The organism is Serratia sp. GW822-FHT06D09, from assembly GCF_058799515.1.
Genome location: NZ_JBXALO010000005.1, coordinates 234899 through 258036 on the forward strand (window position 1 = coordinate 234899; position 23138 = coordinate 258036).

A 23138-nucleotide genomic window follows, 5' to 3' on the forward strand; every position below is an offset into this window, starting at 1 on the left:
GTCCCGAAACCATTCCGGAAAAATAAGACGCGACATTATAGCGGCGCAAGCGGAGCGAGTCGAGGAAAGCAAGGCGGCGGCGGCGCGCTAAAACTCACACTTTTGCCGATTTGATCGCCAAAAGGCCGCCGAAGCCGACCCGGCCTTCGCTGCATTACGCATCGGCTATGTCGTCGTCAAAAACAGAAACGGCCCGCAGGCCGTTCCAAAATTCGTCTGTAGTAATACCCCAAATCGTGGTCAAAGTTCCACTGATACCGCAAATTTAGCCGTCAGGCCAAGGTTCCGGCCCCACGACAAGGCGGAGACGCCGGCACGGTATCCTGCAACCCTTCCCACTCTTTCAGGGTGTAGGTGTGCAACGCCAGCGCATGTACGCCATCCGCCAACTCCTCTGACAGCACGCCGTAAATCGAACGATGCCGCGTCAGGAAGCGTTCGCCAACGAAGCGATCGCTAACCAATACCACCTTGAAATGGCTTTCTGAACCCGCCGGAACGTTATGACGATAACTTTCATCAACGACTTCCAGATACGCGGGCTCAAACGCCGCCCTTAACTTTGCTTCTATTTGCTCGCGAATCATAGGATCTCCTTACTACACCGGCAGAGGACCGCCCCCATCTATTTCAATCTTAGCCGCTTTCGTCCCTTTTAGACCATTCCTCAGGTAAATTTCTCTTTTTTGCGGACAAAAAACGGTCAACATCCGCCGTCGCTTGAGGTTTATCTGATTGAGACGGCCAAAAAAGCATGTTTTTATCAACGGCAGGTAAAAATTTGTCACTCCATTGCGTTCTGCGCTTCCTCCGGCCGGCGGCGATGCTATGATGTCGACAATTTGTTGTTGGCTATCCCGCTCTGATTATTACAGAAAGCTTGCTCAAACCCGCTTCGTTAATCCTGGCAGTTTGCGGCGGCTTAAAATCCATCGAGAATGAGACAGTAACTATGTTAAAAAAACTTTGCCTTCCACTGTTGGCCGCACTGATGTTGGCCGGCTGTGCCACCAGCAGCAACACCCTGAACGTGACGCCGAAGATCGTCCTGCCGCAGCAGGATCCGACCCTGCAGGGCGTGACCATCAGCATTAACGGCGCGGATCAGCGTCAGGACCAGGCGCTGGCGAAAGTGAACCGCGACGGCCAGTTGGTGACGTTGACGCCATCACGCGATCTGCGCTTCTTGCTGCAGGAAGTGCTCGAGAAACAAATGGGCGCACGCGGCTACATGATTGGCGCTGACGGCGCAGTTGATCTGCAAATCGTGGTCAATAACCTGTATGCAGACGTCTCCGAAGGCAACCTGCGCTACAACATCACCACCAAGGCTGATATTTCTATTACTGCCCAGGCCAAAAACGGCAACAAACAGGTGAAAAACTACCGTTCAACCTATAACGTTCAGGGTGCCTTCACGGCAACCAACGAGAAAATCACTAACGCGGTCAACACCGTGTTGGGCGACGTTATTGCCGATATGGCGCAAGACACCAGCGTCAACGACTTCATCAAGCAAAACGCGCGTTAATCCGCGGACGCCTTGTGCCGCCCGAACCATCGGGCGGTGCAGACAGGGAACTCATGTCGAAACAGTATCTGAATATCTTTACCCAGCGTAATTCCGCCATCCTCCTGCTGCTGGGCTTCGCGTCGGGTCTGCCCTTGGCACTGACCTCCGGCACGCTGCAAGCCTGGATGACCGTCGAAAACATCGATCTGAAAACCATCGGCATTTTTTCGCTGGTCGGTCAGGCCTATGTGTTCAAATTCCTCTGGTCGCCCTTTATGGATCGCTACACCCCGCCCTTTCTCGGGCGGCGGCGCGGCTGGTTACTGATCAGCCAGCTGTTGCTGGTGGTGTCGATTGTGGCGATGGGCTTTATGCAGCCGGCACAGCACCTGTGGTGGCTGGCGGCATTGGCGGTACTGGTGGCGTTCTGTTCTGCGTCACAGGATATTGTTTTTGACGCCTATAAAACCGATCTGCTGAGCGCAGAAGAGCGCGGCACCGGTGCCGCCGTCTCGGTATTGGGTTACCGGCTGGCGATGCTGGTGTCCGGTGGGTTGGCGCTGTGGCTGGCGGACCGCTACTTAGGCTGGCAGTCGACCTATTGGTTGATGGCCGGTTTGATGTTGATCGGTATTGTTGCCACCCTTTTGGCGCCTGAACCCGACGACAGCATTCCGGCACCGCGCACCATGGAGCAGGCGGTAGTCGCTCCGCTGCGTGATTTCTTTGCGCGTAACAATGCCTGGCTGATTTTACTGCTGATCGTGATGTACAAGATGGGCGATGCCTTTGCCGGCAGCCTGAGCACCACCTTCCTGATCCGTGGCGTCGGCTTCGATGCCGGTGAAGTCGGCTTGGTCAACAAAACGCTCGGCCTGTTCGCCACCATCGTCGGCGCGCTGTTTGGCGGCGTGCTGATGCAACGCCTCAGCCTGTTCCGTGCCCTGATGCTGTTCGGCATTCTGCAGGCGGTTTCCAATCTCGGCTATTGGATACTGGCGGTCACCGATAAAAACATCATGACCATGGGCAGCGCCATCTTCCTGGAAAACCTGTGTGGCGGCATGGGCACCGCGGCCTTTGTCGCGTTGCTGATGACGCTGTGCAACAAGTCATTTTCCGCCACCCAGTTTGCCCTGCTGTCGGCATTATCTGCCGTCGGGCGGGTATACGTCGGGCCGATTGCCGGATGGTTTGTTGAAGCACACGGCTGGCCACTGTTCTATTTATTCTCGATCGTTGCCGCGGTGCCTGGTCTGCTGCTGTTGCACCTGTGCCGTCAGACGCTGGAATATACTCAACGCACCGATAACTTCATGCCGCGTACCGAATTCCGCCAGTTTTACCGCTGGGCATTGCGCCTGCTGACGCTGGGCTGCTCCTTGCTGGGCCTGTGGCTGCTCCTGCTTATCACCAATGCGCTCGACTGGACCCTCTTGCCGAACCTGGCCGATCGGTTACTGCAGATGGGCGCCGCGCTGAGTCTGGTAGGTATTGCGATGGGGAGCCTGCTGGACTATCTGGCACTGCGTCGTACCCGGCTGGCCTGATCGAGTCGACCGGCCATCGTGCCGGTCGACAAAAACGCATCAGAGTGATGTATTTATTTAGTTAAAAAATATAATTCCTGTCCAAATTATTTTTTTATCCGAGTACGGCGCTCGGAAATAAAATTAAATTCACCTTTAAGACACAATTATTTTACATTAAATAAACCTTTCATTCGTATTTCAAAAAAGCGTTTTCACCTGAAAGATTCATCATACCTTTAGTTTTCCTTAACATACGAATTACCCGGAACGATTCAGCGCGCCAACGCGTTGTTGCCATTAGTAAATTGTCACGTAGCGTGACATCTGTGACACCCTTAACAGAAAGTGTCAACAAGGCGCTGACACTCCCTTAAGCATGTTTACAGTACTGCAACCTTCCCGTAAAATGCCCGCACACATGAAACGACAATAGAGCCTTTGTAATTGAGGTCGTTAGATGAGACTTAAGAAATACAATAAAAGTATTGGGATGTTGTCATTAATTGCCTCCACTGTAATGCTCAGTGGTTGCAATATGGTATTGATGAATCCCAAAGGAGCAATTGGTGTTGAGCAACGGACACTGATTATCACTGCAATCGCATTGATGTTGATCGTAGTGATACCAGTTATCTTTATGGCGTTCGCCTTTGCCTGGAAGTACCGTGCTTCCAACAAAGACGCCAAATACAGTCCGAACTGGTCACATTCCAACAAGATCGAAGCGGTCGTCTGGACCATCCCTATCATTATCATCGCCATCCTGGGCACCATTACCTGGAAGACTACCCACGAACTGGATCCGTTCAAGCCGATTGTCACTGACAAGAAGCCGATGACGATCGAAGTGGTGTCGCTCGACTGGAAATGGCTGTTTATCTACCCGGAACAAGGTATCGCGACGGTTAATGAGCTGGCCTTCCCGAAAGATGTTCCAGTCGAATTCAAGATCACCTCTAACTCGGTAATGAACTCGTTCTTTATTCCTCAGTTAGGTGGGCAGATTTATGCGATGGCCGGGATGCAGACCAAACTGCACCTGATCGGCAATGAAGCAGGCAAATACGACGGTATTTCAAGCAGCTTCAGCGGTCGCGGGTTCTCCGGCATGAAATTCACCGCCATTGTCACCCCAACCGAAGGCGACTTCGATCAGTGGGTTGCCAAGGTGAAAGCATCGTCGAATAACCTAAACGCCACCAGCGACTTTAACAAACTGGCAGAGCCGAGTGAAAACAACCCGGTCGAGTACTTCTCCAGTGTCAAACCGAATTTGTTCAAAGAAACTATTGGCAAATTCATGGGTGATATGGACATGCACAAAGGCGCTAGCGCGCACGAAGGTATGGACATGAGCCAGGGTATGGACATGGGTGAACATGCTCACGCCGGAGCCGAGGAATAAACTGATGTTGGGAAAATTAACGATTGATGCGGTTCCGTACCACGAACCGATCATCATGGTCACCGTTGCTGCAATTGTTATTGGGGGCCTGGCACTGCTGGCGCTGATAACCTATTTCGGCAAGTGGAAATGGCTATGGAGCGATTGGTTGACTTCGGTTGACCATAAAAAAATTGGTATCATGTACATCATCGTGGCAATGGTTATGCTGCTGCGTGGTTTTGCCGATGCCATCATGATGCGTAGTCAGCAGGCGCTTGCGTCCGCCGGCGAGGCCGGATTCCTGCCGCCGCACCACTACGACCAAATCTTCACCGCCCACGGCGTCATCATGATCTTCTTCATGGCGATGCCTTTCGTGGTCGGTCTGATGAACGTAGTGGTACCTTTGCAAATCGGTGCGCGCGACGTTGCCTTCCCGTTCCTGAACTCCCTGAGCTTCTGGTTCTTCGTGGTGGGCGTAGTGCTGATCAACATCTCTCTGGGGGTTGGTGAGTTCGCGCAGACAGGTTGGCTGGCGTATCCGCCGCTGTCGGGCAAGGAATACAGTCCTGGCGTCGGGGTCGACTACTGGATCTGGAGTCTGCAGATTTCCGGTATTGGTACCCTGTTGACCGGTGTGAACTTCTTCGCCACCATTCTGAAGATGCGTGCTCCTGGCATGCCTCTGATGAAGATGCCGGTGTTCACTTGGGCGGCTCTGTGTACTAACGTCCTGATCATCGTTTCTTTCCCAATTCTGACCGTAACCATCGCGTTGCTGACCCTGGATCGCTATCTGGGCACCCATTTCTTTACCAATGATATGGGCGGCAACATGATGATGTACATCAACCTGATTTGGGCCTGGGGTCACCCAGAGGTGTATATCCTGGTTCTGCCGGTGTTCGGTGTGTTCTCCGAAGTCACCGCGACCTTCTCGAGAAAACGTCTGTTCGGCTATACCTCACTGGTATGGGCAACCATCGCGATTACCGTTCTGTCGTTCATCGTATGGCTGCACCACTTCTTTACCATGGGGTCCGGCGCGAACGTAAACGCCTTCTTCGGTATTGCCACCATGATCATTTCCATCCCTACCGGGGTGAAAATCTTCAACTGGCTGTTCACCATGTACCAAGGCCGCATTCAGCTCAACTCCGCTATGCTGTGGACTATCGGCTTCATCATCACCTTCTCCGTGGGTGGTATGACCGGTGTTCTGTTGGCCGTGCCGGGCGCGAACTTCGTGCTGCACAACAGTCTGTTCCTGATTGCCCACTTCCATAACGTTATCATTGGTGGTGTGGTGTTCGGTTGCTTCGCGGGCCTGACCTACTGGTTCCCTAAATCCTTCGGCTTCACGCTGAACGAAAAATGGGGTATCCGTGCGTTCTGGTTCTGGATCATCGGCTTCTTCGTGGCCTTTATGCCGCTGTATGCTCTGGGCTTTATGGGTATGACTCGTCGTATCAGCCAGAACATCAACCCAGAGTTCCACCCACTGCTGCTGGTAGCGGCTGGCGGCGCGGCTCTGATTGCCTGCGGTATCCTGTGCCAAGTGATTCAGGTGTTCGTCAGCGTGCGTGACCGTGAGCAGAACCGTGACCTGACCGGTGACCCATGGGGTGCTCGTACGCTGGAGTGGTCGACTTCGTCTCCACCGCCGTTCTATAACTTTGCCGTAGTGCCACAGATTCATGACCGTGATGAATTCTGGGACATGAAAGAAAAAGGCGTAGCTTATAAGAAACCGGCTAAATACGAACCGATTCATATGCCGAAGAATACCGGTGCCGGTGTGATTATTGCTGGCTTCAGCCTGGTATTTGGTTTCGCGATGATCTGGGACATCTGGTGGATGGCGATCGCTGCCTTCGTAGGTATGATCGTGACCTGGATTGCCAAGAGCTTCGATGAAGATGTTGATTACTATGTGCAGGTTGATGAGATCGAGCGCATTGAAAACCAACACTATGAACAAATCAGCAAAGCAGGCGTGAAACATGTCAACTGATACTCTGACTAACCATAACGCAGCCCATGCAGAGCATGGGCACCACGACGCAGGAGAGACCAAAGTCTTCGGATTCTGGATCTACCTGATGAGCGACTGTATTTTGTTTGCGAGCTTGTTCGCGACTTATGCAGTACTGGTGAACGGGACCGCTGGCGGTCCCTCTGGCAAAGACATCTTCGATCTGAAGTTTGTCCTGGTTGAAACCTTCCTGCTGTTGTTCAGCTCCATCACCTACGGTATGGCGATGATCGGCATGAACAAAGGCAAGGTTAGCAGCGTTAACACCTGGCTGTTCCTGACCTTCCTGTTCGGTCTGGGCTTCGTTGCGATGGAAATCTACGAATTCCATCACCTGATCGTTGAAGGCTATGGCCCGGATCGCAGTGCGTTCCTGTCCAGCTTCTTCGCGCTGGTTGCGACCCACGGTCTGCACGTAACTACCGGTCTGGTTTGGATCATCATCATGATGATTCAGGTCAGCAAGCGTGGCCTGACCGCAACCAACAAAACCCGTTTGATGTGCCTGAGCCTGTTCTGGCACTTCCTGGACGTGGTCTGGATCTGCGTCTTCACCGTTGTTTACCTGCTGGGGGTTATGTCATGAGTCATTCATCCCATGAAACTTCTCACGGCGGCGCAAGCCACGGTAGCGTCAAGACCTATCTGATCGGCTTTATTCTGTCGATCATCCTGACGGTGATTCCATTTGCGATGGTGATGAGCGGTACCGCCTCTCACTCAACCATCCTGGCGGTTGTTGTTGGCATGGCAGTGATTCAGGTCGTCGTTCACCTGATTTACTTCCTGCACATGAATACCTCATCGGAAGAGCGCTGGAACCTGGTGGCATTGCTGTTCACCGCTATGATCATCGGTATCGTTGTTGTGGGTTCACTCTGGATTATGTACAACCTCAACATCAATATGATGGTCAGTTAAGAGTCGAGCTGCACGTGATGATTAAGCAATACCTGCAAGTAACTAAACCAGGAATTATTTTCGGCAATTTAATTTCTGTCGTCGGGGGATTCCTGTTGGCTTCCAAAGGAAGCATCGACTATCCCCTGTTTCTCGCCACCCTGGTGGGTGTCTCGTTGGTTGTCGCTTCGGGCTGTGTGTTTAACAACTACATTGACCGCGACATCGACAAGAAAATGGAGAGAACGAAGAATCGGGTGCTGGTAAAAGGCCTGATCGCGCCGAGTGTAAGCCTGGTTTACGCTACCGCCCTGGGTATTGCGGGCTTTGCGTTGCTGTATATTGGCGCCAACCCGCTGGCCATGTGGCTGGCGGTGATGGGCTTTGTGGTTTATGTCGGCGTCTACAGCCTGTACATGAAACGCCACTCGGTATATGGCACGCTGATCGGCAGCTTGTCGGGCGCTGCACCACCGGTTATCGGTTACTGTGCGGTCACCAACGAGTTCGATGCCGGTGCGTTGATCCTGCTGGCTATCTTTAGCCTGTGGCAGATGCCGCATTCCTATGCGATTGCCATCTTCCGCTTTAAAGATTACCAGGCGGCCAACATTCCGGTACTGCCTGTCGTCAAAGGCATCTCGGTGGCGAAGAACCACATCACCGTCTACATCGTGGCGTTTATGGTTGCTACGCTGATGCTGACTTTGGGCGGCTACGCCGGCTACAAATACCTGATCGTCGCTGCGGCGGTGAGCGTTTGGTGGCTGGGGATGGCGCTGCGTGGTTACAAAGCCGAAAATGACAGCGTTTGGGCACGCAAACTGTTTGTGTTCTCGATTGTTGCCATTACCTCGCTTAGCGTGATGATGTCTATCGACTTCAGCGCTTCGGCCTCGCCGGAAACCTTGATGACTTACGTCTGGTAAGCCAAATCGTCTGTGAATGGGCCGCTTAGCGGCCCATTAAATTGATGACAAACACCCGAAAAACGTGGTTTTCGGATGTTTGGGGCAAGGCAGAGATATAATCCTTTGTTTCTATTAGTACTCAATGCATTACTACTAGCTACTGAGGTCTTTGTCCGCTCTCTATGGGCCGCTTAGCGGCCCATTTTATTTGTCTCGCAGAAAAACCGACGAACTGTAATATCTGCTAAACAACATTAGATTTACCCCCCCCTGCCCTTCACACTAAAATGACGCAGTTTTAACAGAAGCTATCCCATCAGGCGTTATCACCGATAACCTGACGGAATGGCTTTTAATGAGGTTTTAATGAACGATAATGCAATGACCCCGCTGGAACGACGGGCGACCTGGGGATTAGGAACGGTATTCTCACTGCGCATGCTCGGCATGTTTATGGTGCTGCCGGTACTGACCACCTACGGTATGGCGTTGAACGGCGCCAGCGAAACGCTGATCGGTATCGCCATTGGCATTTACGGCCTGGCGCAAGCGGTGTTCCAAATTCCCTTCGGCCTGATTTCCGACCGCATCGGCCGCAAGCCGCTGATTGTCGGCGGGCTGTTGATCTTCGCGCTGGGTAGCGTGATCGCCGCCGCCACCGACTCCATCTGGGGGGTGATCCTCGGCCGGGCATTGCAAGGTTCCGGCGCTATCGCCGCGGCGGTAATGGCTCTGCTGTCTGATTTGACCCGGGAACAGAACCGTACCAAAGCGATGGCATTCATCGGCGTCAGCTTCGGTATTACCTTCGCCATCGCCATGGTGGTCGGCCCGATAGTCACCCACGCTTTTGGCCTGCATGCGCTGTTCTGGATGATTGCCGTGCTGGCATTGGCCGGTATCGTCATCACCCTGGCGGTCGTGCCTTCCGCCAGCAGCCACGTGCTGAACCGCGAATCCAGTATAGTCCGTGGCAGTTTCAGCAAGGTGTTGAGCAATTCCCGCCTGCTGAAACTGAATTTCGGCATCATGTGCCTGCACATCTTGTTGATGTCCAGCTTCGTGGCACTGCCATTAGCAATGGAAAAAGCCGGTTTGGCGCCCAGCGAACACTGGATTGTCTATCTGGTCACCATGCTGGTGTCTTTCGCCGCCGTAGTGCCGTTTATCATCTATGCCGAAAAGAAGCGCCGCATGAAGCAGGTGTTTATGGGCTGCGTGGCGGTATTGTTCTGTGCTGAAGTGCTGCTGTGGCTGTCTGGCGCGCATCTTTGGGGCATTATTGCCGGCGTTCAGTTGTTCTTTATGGCGTTCAACGTGATGGAAGCGATCCTGCCTTCCCTGATCAGTAAAGAGTCGCCGGCGGGCTATAAAGGCACGGCCATGGGGGTTTACTCCACCAGCCAGTTTATCGGCGTGGCGATTGGCGGCAGCCTGGGAGGCTTTCTGTACGGCCTGCAGGGCGCGGGATTGGTCTTTATCGCCGGGGCAGTTTTAGCCGCCATCTGGTTTATGGTCAGCAGCACCATGCAGGAACCGCCTTACGTGAGCAGCCTGCGTATTACGCTGTCGGAACTGGCAGTGAAAGACTCGGCGTTGGAAAGCCGCCTGAAGGCCCAGCCGGGTGTAGCAGAAGCGATTGTGGTGCCGGAAGAGCGCAGCGCCTACGTAAAGGTCGATACCAAGCAAACCAACCGCGGCCAGTTGGAAGCGCTGGTGAATTCGCTGTAAAGAAAAGGGCCGGCAAGCCGGCCCCCAGATTGCTGATAAAGCCCTTTGCAGTTAAAAGTCCTGACCTTGGGGCTAATAAAAACAAAGGATTATATCTTCTGATTTACCCCAAACATCCGAAAACCACGTTTTTCGGGTGTTTGTCATCAGACTAGGGGCCGGCAAGCCGGCCCCATCAATATATTCTTCTTGGCGAAAGGATCAGTCGCGGAAGTTTTTGAACTGGAAAGGCTGCCCCAGATCGGCACCGCGCACCAGCGCCATCACGCCCTGCAGGTCGTCGCGTGATTTACCGGTTACCCGTACTTCATCCCCTTGGATCTGCACCTGAACTTTCAGCTTGCTGTCTTTGATCAGCTTGACGATTTTCTTCGCCTGGGCGGCTTCAATACCCTGCTTCAGCTTGGCTTCCACACTGTAGGTTTTGCCGCTGTGGGTCAGCTCCTCGGGGATCTCAAGCGCGCCGCCGTCAATGCTGCGCTTGCTGAGTTTTTCACGCAGAATATCGAGCAGCTGCTGCACCTGAAAATCAGATTCGCTGGCAACCTTGATGCTTTCGTTTTTTTCGTTCAGCTCAAAGCTGGCCGGCACGTTACGGAAATCCCAACGGGTACCAAGATCGCGCGTGGCGTTCTCAACGGCGTTACGTACTTCTTGCATATCAATTTCGGAAACAATGTCGAAAGATGGCATACTTCTTCCTCCTGAATTAGAGCCTAATGCGGTAGGCGATTTCGATGCCGAGCATGATAACCGCTTTAGCGCCTCAGACAAAATTTGCCGGCCCCGCCGCGCAGCAGAAAAGTCTATAATTATAGGATAGATACTGGGCGTTCTTCCCGTTACCCCAAGGAGTCTGGATGAAAATAACTGTTCTTGGTTGCGGCGCGCTCGGACAGCTGTGGCTCTCCCGGCTTTATCAGCAGGGCCACGACGTACAGGGATGGTTACGAGTACCGCAACCCTTTTGCGCAGTGAACGTCATTGAGCCTGAAGGCCTCTCGTTCAACCGTAATTTGCCCACCAACGATCCTGAACATCTGGCCCAGAGCGAACTGTTGCTGGTCACGCTAAAAGCCTGGCAAGTCTCTGGGGCGGTTAGCGCCCTGCTGCCGAAGCTGCACCCGCGTTGCGCCATCCTGCTGCTGCATAACGGCATGGGCACGCAGGACGAACTGCCGCCGAACAACCAGCCGATACTGCAGGGTACCACCACCCATGCGGCACGCCATGACGGCAGCACTATTATCCATGTTGCCGGCGGCACCACCCATATCGGCCCGACATCTCCGGCGGCGACTTCGCTCAGCCACCTGGCGGAAGTGCTGCATCAGGCACTGCCTGACGTCGCCTGGCATAACAACATTGCCTCGGCGAACTGGCGCAAACTTGCGGTCAACTGTGTGATTAATCCGTTAACGGCCCTGTATAACTGCCGCAATGGCGATTTGCAGCGCTATCCGGAACAAATTGAGATTATCTGCCGTGAAGTCGCCGGCGTGATGGCGATGGAGGGTTACCATACCTCCTGCGAAGGCTTACAGCAGTATGTGATGGAGGTGATCCAGAGCACTGCGGACAACGTCTCTTCGATGCTGCAAGATATCCGCACTCAGCGGCATACCGAGATCGACTACATTACCGGCTATCTGCTGCGTCGCGCACGCAGCCACGGCGTGACTCTGCCGGAGAACGCGCGACTGTTTGAATTGATTAAGCGAAAGGAAAATGAATATGAGCGTATCGGCGCTGGTCTGCCTGGCACCTGGTAGCGAAGAAATCGAAGCCGTCACCACGATAGATCTGTTGGTTCGGGCGGGCATCAAAGTCACTACCGCCAGCGTAGCCGGCGATGGCGACCTGACTATTGTCTGCTCACGCGGCGTCAAGCTGCTGGCAGATGCGGCGCTGGTGTCCATCGTCGATGATCCCTTCGACGCGATAGTGCTGCCCGGCGGCCTGAAAGGTGCCGAGTGTTTCCGCGACAGCCCGCTGCTGGTGGAGAAAGTGCGTCAGATGCATCTTCAGGGCAATATCGTCGCCGCCATTTGTGCCGCACCCGCGCTGGTGCTGCAACATCACGATCTGTTCCCCGTCGGCAATATGACCGGCTTCCCGGGGCTGAAAGAACAGATCCCGGCCGATAAATGGATGGAACGACGTGTGGTATACGACGCGCGCGTTAATCTGCTCACCAGCCAGGGGCCGGGAACTTCGATGGAGTTTGCGCTGAAGCTGATTGATCTACTGCTGGGGAAAGCCAAAGCGGCGGAGATTGCCGCTCAACTGGTCTTGATTCCGGGGATGTACGACTTTCGCGATTAAATCACAGGGGCGGTTTACCCGCCCCTGGATTGATTACGGGCGGTAAACCTTGACGTTGCTGTAGCCCTGCTCCAGCAAATACAGCGCCTGCAAGCGGCTCATCACGCCACGCTCACAGTACAGCAGGTAGGTTTTGCTCTGGTCCAAATCGCCAAACTGGGTGCTGAGTTTATAGAACGGCAGCGGTTTCACCTCAACCTGATCCAGCTTCAGCGGCTTGTCTTCCTGCTCGTCATTAGAACGAATATCCAGAATCACCTCGTCAGCGCCAAACGCCGCCACGGTTTCCACTTCGGTAACCTGTTCCTGCGTCTGCTCGGCGATGGTGCGGATGTCCACGTTCTTGGCTTCGCTGACCACGCGATCGAGAATGCTGAAGTCAAAGTGGGCTTCTTCTTCTTCGATTTTGGCTTTGACCGCCTTCACCGTTGGGCTTTTCGAGATCACGCCGCAGTATTCCGGCATAGTCTTGGCGAAGTCTTCGGTGCCAATCTCACGCGCCACTTTGATGATGTGCTCTTTGTCGTGGGAGATCAGCGGACGCAGAATCAGCGTATCGGATGCGTTGTCGATCAAACGCAGGTTAGTCAGCGTTTGGCTGGAAACCTGTCCCAGCGCCTCACCGGTCACCAGAGCCTGCACGCCATAACGCTCCGCTATCTGTGAAGCGGCGCGCACCATCATGCGCTTAAGCACCACGCCCATTTGACCGTCTTCGACCTTCTCGAGGATCTCGCCGACCACAGGTTCAAAATCGATGGCGATAAAGCGCACCTTGTGCGAACTGGCAAAACGGTTCCACAGGTAGTGAGCCACCTGCCGCACGCCAATTTCATGCGCGGCGCCGCCCAGGTTGAAGAAGCAATAATGCACGCGGCAACCACGGCGCATCAGCATATAGCTGGAAACGCCCGAGTCGAAACCACCGGAAATCAGCGACAGCACGTCTTCCTGAGTGCCCACCGGGTAACCGCCAATGCCTTCACGGCGGGCTTTGACCAGCATCAGCTTGTCGTCTTCGATTTCCAGGTTAACCGTCACCTGCGGGTGCGACAGTTTAACGCGCGCGCTCTCAATGTGCTGGTTCAGACCGCCACCAACGTAACGCTCAACGTCCTGCGAATTGAAGTCCTGCTTGCCGCGGCGCTTTACGCGCACGCAGAAAGTTTTCCCCTGCAGTTGCTCGCGGTAGGCTTCCAGCGTCTGCTCGAAAATATGGTGGATATCGGTATAGTCGCGGTCTTCCACTTCCAGAATGTGATGAATGCCGGGAATGCGCGTTAACGCGTCGGCAATTACCGGCCGCTGGTTTTCATCTTTGGCGCGAACTTCGATATGATCCCAGTGACGGACGACCGCCAGTGTTTCATCATACTGCTTCAGGACGTTACGGATACTGGTCGAGAGGATCTTGATAAAGCGCAAGCGCACAGATTGGCTCTTGATGGTGATTTCCGGGAACAATTTAATGATAAACTTCATGGCGGTCTTTATTGTCAGAATTACGAGGGAAAAGGATTTACAATGTATATGCGATTGATAAAACCCACGGGGTTGCCGAATGTTTTATCAATCGCATTTGCGGCGCAGAGTATATCACTATCTGGTGAGCCTCGGTGCACAAAACCACACATGCGCGCCATGATTTGCCAATCAAGATCCGCTAGGATAGGCTCTGGCGCCACTGTTCACATGATGATGTAAAAAGAAAATTATGCCGAAAAAACCTGCACAATCAGACAGTACAGAGCAAAACGTCAGCTTTGAGAGCTCCCTCAGCGAGCTGGAAAACATCGTGACGCGTCTGGAATCGGGTGAGTTACCGCTGGAAGATGCGCTGAATGAATTCGAACGCGGCGTGCAGTTGGCGCGTCAGGGCCAGCAGAAGCTGCAGCAGGCGGAGCAGCGCGTACAAATTTTGCTTAACGACAGCGCCGATGATGCTGCGCTGACGCCTTTCACACCGGATGCCGAGTAATCACCATGTCCGTAACTGTCCAACAGACCGCTTTTTCTGACCAGTTGCAGGCCTTGCGCCAGCGGGCCGACCGCACGCTGCTGGATTTTATCGCACCGTTGCCATTCAACGATGGCAATATGGTGGCGGCAATGCGTCACGGTGCACTGCTTGGCGGGAAACGCCTGCGTCCGTTTCTGGTGTACACTACCGGGCAGATGTTTGGCGTATCACTGAATAATTTGGATGCTCCCGCAGCTGCGGTAGAATGCATTCACGCCTACTCGCTGATCCATGACGACTTGCCGGCCATGGACGACGACGATCTGCGTCGCGGTCAGCCAACCTGCCACATCAAATTTGGCGAGGCCAATGCCATTCTGGCCGGAGATGCGCTTCAAACGCTAGCATTCACCATTCTGGCCGATGCCGACATGCCCGACGTGGCGCTGCGCGATCGGTTGGCGATGGTTTCCGAGCTGGCCACCGCCAGCGGCGTTGCCGGCATGTGCGGTGGGCAATCGCTGGATCTGGAAGCCGAAGATAAGCAGATAGGTCTGGAAGCGTTGGAACAGATCCATCGCCACAAAACCGGCGCGTTAATTCGCGCAGCAGTTCGCCTTGGGGCTCTGGCCGCCGGTGAACCCGGCCGTAAAGCGCTACCGCAGCTTGACCGATACGCCGCCGCGATAGGCCTGGCTTTTCAGGTGCAGGATGATATTTTGGACGTGGTCGGCGAAACCGAAAAAATCGGTAAACGCCAGGGGGCGGACCAGCAACACGGAAAGAGCACCTATCCAGCTTTGCTCGGGCTTGACAGCGCGAAAGCAAAAGCGTGGGATCTCTATCAGGAAGCTTTAGCTGCATTAGACACTTTGGCAGCACAATCTTATAACACAGCGCCATTGCGAGCGTTAGCCAGCTTCATTATTGAACGCGACAATTAACGTGTGACGTTAACTCCTCTGATATGAGTATCGAATGAGTCTTGATATAGCCAAATACCCGACCCTGGCGCTAGCGGAAAATCCCGATGAACTCCGTTCGCTGCCGAAAGAGAGCCTGCCGAAACTGTGTGACGAACTTCGGCAATACCTGCTGGACAGCGTCAGCCGTTCCAGCGGCCACTTTGCCTCCGGGCTGGGAACCGTCGAACTGACGGTGGCGTTGCACTATGTGTACCACACCCCCTTCGATCATCTGGTGTGGGACGTGGGTCATCAGGCCTACCCGCATAAAATTTTGACCGGTCGCCGCGACAAGATCTCCACCATTCGCCAGAAAAATGGCCTGCACCCTTTCCCATGGCGTGCGGAAAGTGAGTATGACGTGTTGTCGGTTGGTCACTCCTCGACTTCGATCAGCGCCGGTCTCGGCATGGCGGTAGCTGCAGCTCGCGAAGGCAAAAACCGCCGTACGGTTTGCGTGATCGGCGATGGCGCCATCACCGCCGGTATGGCATTTGAAGCCATGAACCACGCCGGTGACATCGATCCGGATATGCTGGTAGTGCTTAACGACAATGAAATGTCGATTTCGGAAAACGTCGGTGCGCTGAACAATCATCTGGCGCAGCTGCTGTCCGGCAAGCTTTACTCCACCCTGCGTGAGGGCGGTAAAAAAGTGCTGTCCGGCCTGCCGCCAATCAAAGAGCTGGTCAAGCGTACCGAAGAACACCTGAAAGGCATGGTCGTGCCGGGCACGCTGTTCGAAGAGCTGGGCTTTAACTACATTGGCCCGGTCGACGGCCATGACGTTCAGGGACTGGTCGCTACCTTGAAGAACATGCGTGACCTGAAAGGCCCACAACTGCTGCATATCATGACCAAAAAGGGCCGTGGGTACGCACCGGCAGAAAAAGACCCGATCAGCTTCCACGCGGTACCCAAATTCGATCCGGCCAGCGGTACCCTGCCGAAAAGCGCCGGCGGCCTGCCGACCTATTCAAAAATCTTTGGCGATTGGCTGTGCGAAACCGCCGCCAAGGACAGCTCACTGATGGCGATTACCCCGGCAATGCGTGAAGGCTCGGGCATGGTGCAATTCTCCCGCGACTATCCGCAGCAATATTTTGACGTAGCGATCGCAGAACAACACGCGGTGACCTTCGCTGCCGGGTTGGCGATTGGCGGCTACAAGCCGGTGGTGGCGATTTACTCCACCTTCCTGCAGCGCGCTTACGATCAACTGATCCACGACGTCGCGATTCAAAATTTGCCGGTGATGTTTGCCATCGATCGCGGTGGTATTGTCGGCGCTGACGGCCAGACTCACCAGGGTGCGTTCGATCTGTCATTCATGCGCTGTATCCCGACTATGGTGATCATGACGCCAAGTGATGAGAACGAATGCCGCCAAATGCTCTACACCGGTTATCACTATAACGAAGGCCCAAGCGCCGTACGTTACCCTCGCGGTACGGGTACCGGCGCGCCGCTGGAGCCCCTTAGCGCGCTGCCGATCGGCAAAGGCGTTGTCCGCCGTGAAGGTGAAAAACTGGCGATCCTGAACTTCGGCACCTTGCTGCCGGAAGCTGCGCAGGTGGCGGAAGCGCTCAATGCCACGCTGGTGGATATGCGCTTCGTAAAACCGCTGGACGAACAGCTGGTGCTGGAGCTGGCAGCCAGCCATGACGCGCTGGTCACACTGGAAGAAAACGCCATTATGGGCGGTGCCGGTAGCGGTGTTAACGAGTTGCTGATGGCCAAGCGTCGCGCTATCCCGGTACTGAATATCGGCCTGCCGGACAGCTTTATCTCACAAGGCAGCCAGGAAGAGGTGCGTGTCGATCTGGGTCTGGATGCCGCAGGGATACAGCAGAAGATTGAGGTCTGGCTGGCGCAATAATTTTCGCGCCTGATTTGACCGACGCCTCCGCATTGCGGGGGCGTTTTCATTTGCGTCGCCCGAAAACCCGCTACAGTTAAAGTTCTGTGCTGATACCGGGAGGAAAGCATGAAGTATCTGAAACTGGGCAATACCGACCTGAACGTTTCCCGCATCTGCCTTGGCTGCATGACCTACGGTGAACCCGACCGTGGCAACCATGCCTGGACGCTACCGGAAGAAAGCAGTCGCCCGCTGCTGAAACAGGCACTGGATGCCGGCATCAACTTCTTCGATACCGCCAACAGTTACTCAGATGGCAGCAGCGAAGAGATCGTCGGCCGGGCGCTGCGCGATTACGCTCGCCGTGACGAAGTAGTGCTCGCCACCAAAGTCTATTTCCCGATGAGCAATCTCGAGTCTGGGCTATCGCGCGCTAAAATCATGCAGTCCATCGACGATAGCTTGCAGCGACTGGGCACCGACTACGTTGATCTGTTGCAGATCCACCGTTGGGACTATGAAACGCCGCTGGAAGAAACGCTGGAAGCGCTGCATGAGGTGGTGAAGGCCGGCAAGGCGCGTTATATCGGCGCGTCTTCGATGTACGCCTGGCAGTTCGCCAAGGCACTTTATACCGCCGATCTGCACGGCTGGACGCGTTTCGTCAGCATGCAGGATCAGTACAACCTGATCCAGCGGGAAGAAGAGCGAGAGATGCTGCCGCTGTGCGCCGCCGAGGGTATCGCGGTGCTGCCCTGGAGCCCGCTGGCTCGTGGGCGCCTGACCCGACCATGGGGTGAAACCACCGCGCGGCTGGTGTCCGATCAGGTCGGCAAAAACTTGTACGATGAAACCGAAGGCATTGACGCCATCATCGCCGAACGCGTGGCGAGCATTGCGCAAGAACGCGGCGTATCTCGGGCGCAAATCGCTCTGGTATGGCTATTGAGCAAGCCGGTCGTCAGTGCGCCAATCATCGGCGCGTCACGTCATGAACATCTGGAAGACGCCGTTGCTGCCGTCGATCTTGAATTAACCCAGGAAGAGATAGCCGAGCTGGAAACGGCTTATGTGCCGCATCATGTGACAGGATTTGAATAGCACAGTGAGTATCAAGGGCGCAGCATGATGAACTGCGCCCTTGTCATCAGAACAGCCCGGCAGGCCAGTGATGACCAATCAGGTAGATGATACCGGCGGAAATCACCCCGGCGACGATGTCGTCGATCATAATCCCCATGCCACCGTGCACGTTGCGATCGAACCAACGGATCGGCCACGGCTTCCACATATCCAGAATGCGGAAAATCACAAAGCCCGCGGCAACCCACTGCCAGTCGTTGACCGGCAGCGCCATCAGCGTGATCCACATCCCGACAAATTCGTCCCAGACGATGCTGCCGTGATCATGGACCTTCATATCTTTGGCCGTCTGGTGGCACAAATAAACGCCGATGCAGATGCTGAACATCACCAGCAGCGAATAGAGTTGCCACGGCAGTTGGATCAACAACAACCAGAACGGGATTGCCGCCAGCGACCCCATGGTGCCCGGTACCACCGGTGACAAACCGCTGCCGAAGCCGGTTGCCAACAGGTGCCACGGATTGCTCATCCGCAAGCGACGTGTTGCTTCATCCATGTTACGCCTGCCCTTCGCTGAAATGATCGAAACCGTGCCATGGCAGCTCAACCGCTTCATCGTTGCGATAGAACTTGATGCCTTCCGAAAGCGGACCAATCTGACCAATGCAGGTGTAATCCGCGCCCAAATGGCTCAACGCCACTTCCAACGCGCCGCGATTGATCTCCGGTACGGTGAAGCACAGCTCGTAATCCTCTCCGCCGGTCAACGCCCAGCGTAACGCCTGTTCAGCATCGGTGTGGCTGCTTAGCGCCTGCGACAGCGGCAGCTCATCCAAATTGATGCGCGCACCGCACTCGGAGGCTTTCAATACGTGCTTCAGATCGGAAATCAGACCGTCCGAAATATCAATCGCCGAGCTGGCCAGATCGCGCAGCGCCTGCCCTTGCAGCACCCGCGGCTGGGGCCGCAGATGACGCCCAATCAGGTAATCGCGAGCGTCGGCGTCCGCCACCTGCAGGCGATCCTGCAAAATAGCCAACCCGGCGGCGCTGTCACCCAGCGTACCGGTGGTGTAGATCCAATCGCCAATACGTGCGCCGCCACGGGTCAACGCCCGGCCGGCCGGGATCAGACCGTGGATCGTCAGCGTCATGCTCAATGGGCCGCGCGTGGTATCGCCGCCAATCAACTGCATGCCGTAATAATTAAGTTGTTCGAATAGACTGTCGCTGAACGCCTTCAACCAGGGCTCATTCACTTCCGGCAGGGTTAATGCCAGTGAAAGCCAGGCTGGATCCGCGCCCATAGCCGCCAGATCGCTCAGGTTAACTGCCAACGCTTTGTAACCGAGATCGGCCGGATCGATGTCCGGCAGGAAGTGAACGCCCGAAACCAGGGTATCGGTACTGACGGCCAAAAGCTGTTTTTCTGCCACTGTCAGGAGTGCGCAGTCATCTCCAATGCCCAACTGTACGTCCCGGCGCAGACTCTTAAACCGGTCAAAATAGCGGGCAATGAGGTCAAATTCGCCACATGCCATGGTCGATGTTCCAATAGAAGAAATTAAGGCCGGGGATACCGGCCTTAATTTTTTATTTTTTCTTGCGGATGCTTGGTGCTGCTTTATCCAGCACGCCATTCACAAACTTGTGGCTGTCTTCAGCGCCGAAGGTTTTCGCCAGCTCGATCGCTTCATTGATAGCCACCTTGTACGGCACGTCCTCACGCATTTTCAGCTCAAACAGCGCAATGCGCAGAACGGCTCTTTCCACCTGGCCCAGCTCTTCGAGCTGACGCGACAGGTAAGGTGCCATCAGGCCATCCAGCAGACCTGCATTCACCGCCACGCCGGACAGCAGCTCCCGAAAATAGGCGATGTCCACATCTTTGACATCTTGCTCCGTCAGGAACTGGTGTTCAACATCGGCAATGTCATTTTTAGACAACTGCCAAGAGTAAAGCGCTTGAACAGCGCACTCACGAGCGCGGCGACGAGCAGCAGGTTTCACGGAATTCCCCTTAACTAAATTCAGGCTTTAATAGCTTTGATAACATTAATCATTTCAAGTGCGGTCAGAGCAGCTTCAGCACCCTTGTTGCCCGCTTTGGTGCCGGCACGTTCGATAGCCTGTTCGATGCTCTCGGTTGTCAGCACGCCAAAGGCAACCGGGATTTCAGTGTTCAAAGAAACACTGCCCAGGCCGGAGCTGGCTTCGCCCGCGACATATTCGAAGTGCGCGGTGCCCCCACGGATAACGGTGCCCAGTGCAATAACCGCATCGTATTTGCCGGTGTTAGCCAGCACGCGTGCAGTCAGCGGCAGCTCGTAAGCGCCCGGGACCCAGACAACGGTGATGTTGTCGTCAGCAACCTGGCCAATGCGCTTGAGTGCATCGATAGCACCTTGCAGCAGGCTGTCGTTGATGAAATTGTTAAAACGTGCAATTGCGATCGCCACACGGGCATTTGGAGTAGCAACAACACCTTCGATAACTTTCATGGGCTTTCCTTAAAAATGGGTTCAATACCCCGCAGGGGGGCGGATTCTATCACATTCTTTATCTGCCTGCGCGGGCGGTTTTGTAAAACGCTGACCGCCCCGGCTCGCGGGCATTAAATTCAGTATTTTGCCTTCAACCGCAGCCGCAAATCGGGGCCAATTTGCCGTACTTCGCTGAAAACAAACTCCGGCGCATCGGCCAGACGCTCAAGGCCTGGCAGTTGACACAGACCGCGGCCATTATCGCCCAACAGTTTTGGCGCGATGTACAAAATGAGCTCATCGACCAGCCCCGCCTGCAGCAAGGCACCGGCGAGCTGTGCACCGGCCTCTACCCAGATCGAGTTCACCTGGCGTTTCGCCAGTTGCATCATCATCACCACCAGATCGACTCCGCCGCCGTGCGCCGGAAACGTCAGTTGCTCGACGTCCTGCGGCCAGGTTTGAGCGTCCGCCTGCAGGCGTGCCAACCAGGTTGCACCCGGCTGATTAACCACCCGATGCTGAGGCGTGACGCGATTTTGGCTGTCGAGGATAATGCGCAACGGCTGGCGCAGGTTTTCACGCGGATAAATGCTTTGAGTTTCGGCGTCCAGCTCATCCCAACGAACCGTCAGTGACGGATCATCAGCCAGCACCGTAGCGCTGGTGCTGAGAATCGCGGCGCTTTGCGCCCGCAACCGCTGCACGTCCTGACGCGCCTGCTCAGAGGTGATCCATTGGCTTTCGCCAGAGGCCATTGCCGTGCGCCCATCCAGCGAGGCACCCAGCTTCAGTTGTACATAAGGGAAGCCGGTGCGCATGCGCTTGAGGAAGCCCAGATTCACCGCCTCGGCTTCGGCCAGCATCACACCGTGGCGTACGTCCAGCCCGGCCTGCTGCAGCTTATACAGACCACGACCGGCGACCTGCGGATTAGGATCTTGCATCGCCGCAACCACACGGGTAATGCCGGCGGCGACCAATGCATCGGCACAAGGCGGCGTGCGGCCATGGTGGCTACAAGGCTCCAACGTGACGTAAGCCGTGGCACCACGGGCTTTTTCGCCCGCCATGCGCAACGCATGCACTTCCGCATGGGGTTCACCGGCGCGCAAATGGTAGCCTTCGCCGACGATTTCGCCATCGCGCACAATCACGCAGCCGACGTTAGGGTTAGGTGCCGTAGTAAAACGCCCCAGGCGCGCCAGTTCGAAGGCGCGCGCCATATACAATTCGTCGTTATGCATCAAAGCTCCCTTAGTCCTGCAGACGGGCGATCTCTTCGCCGAATTCGCGGATATCTTCAAAGCTGCGATAAACCGAGGCAAAGCGAATATAGGCCACTTTATCCAGCTTTTTCAGCGCATCCATCACCAGGTTGCCCACCAGTTTAGTCGGCACTTCACGCTCGCCGGTGGCGCGCAGTTGGGATTTAATGTGGTTAATCGCGTTTTCCACGTCGTCGGAGCTGACCGGGCGCTTTTCCAACGCTTTCAGCATGCCGCGACGCAGTTTGTCTTCGTTGAAGGGCTCGCGAACTTCATCGCTTTTTATGACCCGCGGCATCACCAGTTCAGCCACTTCAAAGGTGGTGAAACGTTCATTACAAACCAGACATTGGCGGCGACGGCGCACCTGCGAACCATCACCCACCAGGCGAGAATCAATGACTTTGGTATCAACGGCGGCGCAGAAAGGGCAATGCATAACACGTCCTGATAAACGTTTTCATAGTTAAGAACAGTTTACCCCGAAGTGCGGTCACAACAAAGGCCGCCGGTTATTTGTTGCGAGCCCCTCTTCGAAATAGCGCCCCAAAAGGCGACGAACATGACTTTCCCCACCAGCCGGGCTAAGCTGATATCAGGAGATGTTGAATAGGAAATACCCGCCATGACAACCCATTACCCCAAAATTTGCCTGCTCAGCGCACTGGTTCTGCTGGCCGGATGCGCACAAACTCGCGAAGTGCCGAAGCTGCGTAACCAGGTGGTTGAACTGAATCAGAAACTCACCATCCTGACCAATCAGGCCACGGCGCTGGAACAGCAAAACCAGCTGAATCAGAACTCCACCAGCGGCGTCTATCTGGTGCCTGCTGCCAATAATGCCGCCCGTCTGCACAGCAATCTCGGCGAACTGAGCGTGTCACTTAGCCACGTAAAAACCGAGGCTAACGGCGCCCAGGCCTTGTTGCACGTTCGCACCTTGTCACAAGCCTCCTTGCCTGCGTTCAAGGCGGTAGTGGAATGGGGCCAGCTAGATGCGGCCACCGGTAAACCGCTGACGGCCGAGGCGCTTTCACAACCTATCGCCACCGCGGACTCGCTGCTGCCAAAAACAGAATACAGCTTTGAGCTGCGTTTCAGCGGCCTGACGCCAGAGCAATTGGGCTATGTGCGACTGCACAGCGTAGAACCCACTGCGGCCGCCGTCCCTCAGCACTAAG

General features: G+C 55.1%; 24 protein-coding genes. 15 read left to right on the plus strand and 9 right to left on the minus strand.

All coding sequences use genetic code 11. The annotated features are described in order from the left end of the window. Positions 1-272 precede the first annotated feature (272 nt). The gene (bolA, locus tag AC1RKG_RS14365; RefSeq protein WP_004940361.1) at positions 273-587 is read right to left on the minus strand and encodes a transcriptional regulator BolA; all 315 of its coding nucleotides are present in this window, start codon (positions 585-587) and stop codon (positions 273-275) included. Between the two features lie 365 nt (positions 588-952). Here bolA and AC1RKG_RS14370 point away from each other — a divergent pair, with 365 nt between their 5' ends. The 8 genes from AC1RKG_RS14370 (at position 953) to AC1RKG_RS14405 (ending at position 10009) form a co-directional block, all read left to right on the plus strand. Next, on the plus strand, positions 953-1531 hold the full coding sequence (locus AC1RKG_RS14370) for a lipoprotein (RefSeq protein ID WP_006319785.1): 579 nt from the start codon (positions 953-955) through the stop codon (positions 1529-1531). Between the two features lie 53 nt (positions 1532-1584). Beyond that, the gene (gene ampG / locus AC1RKG_RS14375) at positions 1585-3063 is read left to right on the plus strand and encodes a muropeptide MFS transporter AmpG (RefSeq protein WP_048759602.1); all 1479 of its coding nucleotides are present in this window, start codon (positions 1585-1587) and stop codon (positions 3061-3063) included. 439 nt (positions 3064-3502) lie between these two features. Further along, positions 3503-4450 carry a cytochrome o ubiquinol oxidase subunit II gene (gene cyoA, locus AC1RKG_RS14380; RefSeq protein ID WP_142815791.1) on the plus strand — a complete coding sequence of 316 codons (948 nt, stop codon included), beginning with the start codon at positions 3503-3505 and terminating at the stop codon, positions 4448-4450. A gap of 4 nt (positions 4451-4454) precedes the next feature. After that, the gene (cyoB, locus tag AC1RKG_RS14385) at positions 4455-6446 is read left to right on the plus strand and encodes a cytochrome o ubiquinol oxidase subunit I (RefSeq protein ID WP_020825487.1); all 1992 of its coding nucleotides are present in this window, start codon (positions 4455-4457) and stop codon (positions 6444-6446) included. Then, positions 6436-7053, plus strand: coding sequence for a cytochrome o ubiquinol oxidase subunit III (locus tag AC1RKG_RS14390; protein WP_046374351.1), 618 nt, complete (start codon positions 6436-6438; stop codon positions 7051-7053). Before cyoB ends, AC1RKG_RS14390 begins: the two co-directional genes overlap by 11 nt. Further along, positions 7050-7388: a cytochrome o ubiquinol oxidase subunit IV gene (locus tag AC1RKG_RS14395; protein ID WP_020825485.1), complete on the plus strand. Its 339-nt coding sequence runs from the start codon at positions 7050-7052 to the stop codon at positions 7386-7388. Before AC1RKG_RS14390 ends, AC1RKG_RS14395 begins: the two co-directional genes overlap by 4 nt. Before the next feature lie 17 nt (positions 7389-7405). Then, complete coding sequence (gene cyoE / locus AC1RKG_RS14400) at positions 7406-8296, plus strand: heme o synthase (RefSeq protein WP_020825484.1); 891 nt, start codon at positions 7406-7408, stop codon at positions 8294-8296. Between the two features lie 348 nt (positions 8297-8644). Continuing rightward, positions 8645-10009, plus strand: a complete 1365-nt coding sequence (locus AC1RKG_RS14405; RefSeq protein WP_020825483.1) for an MFS transporter — start codon at positions 8645-8647, stop codon at positions 10007-10009. Positions 10010-10210: 201 nt separating this feature from the next. On the opposite strand, the gene AC1RKG_RS14410 is transcribed toward AC1RKG_RS14405, so the two are convergent. Then, entirely contained in the window at positions 10211-10702 is a 492-nt protein-coding gene (locus AC1RKG_RS14410; protein ID WP_020825482.1) for a YajQ family cyclic di-GMP-binding protein, read from the minus strand. Positions 10703-10869: 167 nt separating this feature from the next. Between AC1RKG_RS14410 and panE the strand changes: the two genes are divergently transcribed. Together panE and yajL are read left to right on the plus strand one after the other, a co-directional pair. Next, on the plus strand, positions 10870-11781 hold the full coding sequence (gene panE / locus AC1RKG_RS14415) for a 2-dehydropantoate 2-reductase (protein ID WP_122077492.1): 912 nt from the start codon (positions 10870-10872) through the stop codon (positions 11779-11781). Continuing rightward, positions 11744-12334, plus strand: coding sequence for a protein deglycase YajL (gene yajL / locus AC1RKG_RS14420; RefSeq protein ID WP_020825480.1), 591 nt, complete (start codon positions 11744-11746; stop codon positions 12332-12334). The genes panE and yajL overlap by 38 nt, the downstream gene beginning before the upstream one ends. 33 nt (positions 12335-12367) lie before the next feature. Here yajL and thiI read toward each other — a convergent pair whose 3' ends face one another. Then, positions 12368-13816, minus strand: a complete 1449-nt coding sequence (gene thiI / locus AC1RKG_RS14425; protein WP_044548680.1) for a tRNA uracil 4-sulfurtransferase ThiI — start codon at positions 13814-13816, stop codon at positions 12368-12370. A 232-nt stretch (positions 13817-14048) separates the two neighbouring features. Between thiI and xseB the strand changes: the two genes are divergently transcribed. From xseB to AC1RKG_RS14445, 4 genes are all read left to right on the plus strand, one after another. Continuing rightward, complete coding sequence (gene xseB / locus AC1RKG_RS14430; RefSeq protein WP_020825478.1) at positions 14049-14312, plus strand: exodeoxyribonuclease VII small subunit; 264 nt, start codon at positions 14049-14051, stop codon at positions 14310-14312. Between the two features lie 5 nt (positions 14313-14317). Next, entirely contained in the window at positions 14318-15238 is a 921-nt protein-coding gene (ispA, locus tag AC1RKG_RS14435; protein ID WP_122077490.1) for a (2E,6E)-farnesyl diphosphate synthase, read from the plus strand. Positions 15239-15272: 34 nt separating this feature from the next. Next, positions 15273-17138 carry a 1-deoxy-D-xylulose-5-phosphate synthase gene (gene dxs / locus AC1RKG_RS14440; RefSeq protein ID WP_116691066.1) on the plus strand — a complete coding sequence of 622 codons (1866 nt, stop codon included), beginning with the start codon at positions 15273-15275 and terminating at the stop codon, positions 17136-17138. A gap of 108 nt (positions 17139-17246) precedes the next feature. Further along, positions 17247-18221 carry an aldo/keto reductase gene (locus tag AC1RKG_RS14445; protein ID WP_493183296.1) on the plus strand — a complete coding sequence of 325 codons (975 nt, stop codon included), beginning with the start codon at positions 17247-17249 and terminating at the stop codon, positions 18219-18221. A 46-nt stretch (positions 18222-18267) separates the two neighbouring features. Here the strand turns inward: AC1RKG_RS14445 and pgpA are convergent, their stop codons facing one another. The 6 genes from pgpA to nrdR all read right to left on the minus strand — a co-directional run bounded on the left by pgpA (position 18268) and on the right by nrdR (position 22396). After that, a complete protein-coding gene (gene pgpA / locus AC1RKG_RS14450) occupies positions 18268-18762 on the minus strand; it encodes a phosphatidylglycerophosphatase A (protein ID WP_041414271.1) in 495 nt (164 codons plus the stop codon). A gap of 1 nt (position 18763) precedes the next feature. Next, positions 18764-19747 (minus strand): thiamine-phosphate kinase, encoded by a 984-nt coding sequence (gene thiL / locus AC1RKG_RS14455; RefSeq protein ID WP_046374359.1) that lies wholly within the window; start codon positions 19745-19747, stop codon positions 18764-18766. A 52-nt stretch (positions 19748-19799) separates the two neighbouring features. Continuing rightward, the gene (nusB, locus tag AC1RKG_RS14460; protein ID WP_020825472.1) at positions 19800-20216 is read right to left on the minus strand and encodes a transcription antitermination factor NusB; all 417 of its coding nucleotides are present in this window, start codon (positions 20214-20216) and stop codon (positions 19800-19802) included. Positions 20217-20236: 20 nt separating this feature from the next. Further along, positions 20237-20707: a 6,7-dimethyl-8-ribityllumazine synthase gene (ribH, locus tag AC1RKG_RS14465; protein ID WP_012005513.1), complete on the minus strand. Its 471-nt coding sequence runs from the start codon at positions 20705-20707 to the stop codon at positions 20237-20239. 119 nt (positions 20708-20826) lie between these two features. Then, the gene (gene ribD / locus AC1RKG_RS14470; RefSeq protein WP_020825471.1) at positions 20827-21936 is read right to left on the minus strand and encodes a bifunctional diaminohydroxyphosphoribosylaminopyrimidine deaminase/5-amino-6-(5-phosphoribosylamino)uracil reductase RibD; all 1110 of its coding nucleotides are present in this window, start codon (positions 21934-21936) and stop codon (positions 20827-20829) included. A 10-nt stretch (positions 21937-21946) separates the two neighbouring features. After that, the gene (gene nrdR, locus AC1RKG_RS14475) at positions 21947-22396 is read right to left on the minus strand and encodes a transcriptional regulator NrdR (protein WP_004949256.1); all 450 of its coding nucleotides are present in this window, start codon (positions 22394-22396) and stop codon (positions 21947-21949) included. 186 nt (positions 22397-22582) lie between these two features. Here nrdR and AC1RKG_RS14480 point away from each other — a divergent pair, with 186 nt between their 5' ends. Continuing rightward, a complete protein-coding gene (locus AC1RKG_RS14480) occupies positions 22583-23137 on the plus strand; it encodes a SadB/YajI family lipoprotein (RefSeq protein WP_493183299.1) in 555 nt (184 codons plus the stop codon). Position 23138 lies beyond the last annotated feature (1 nt).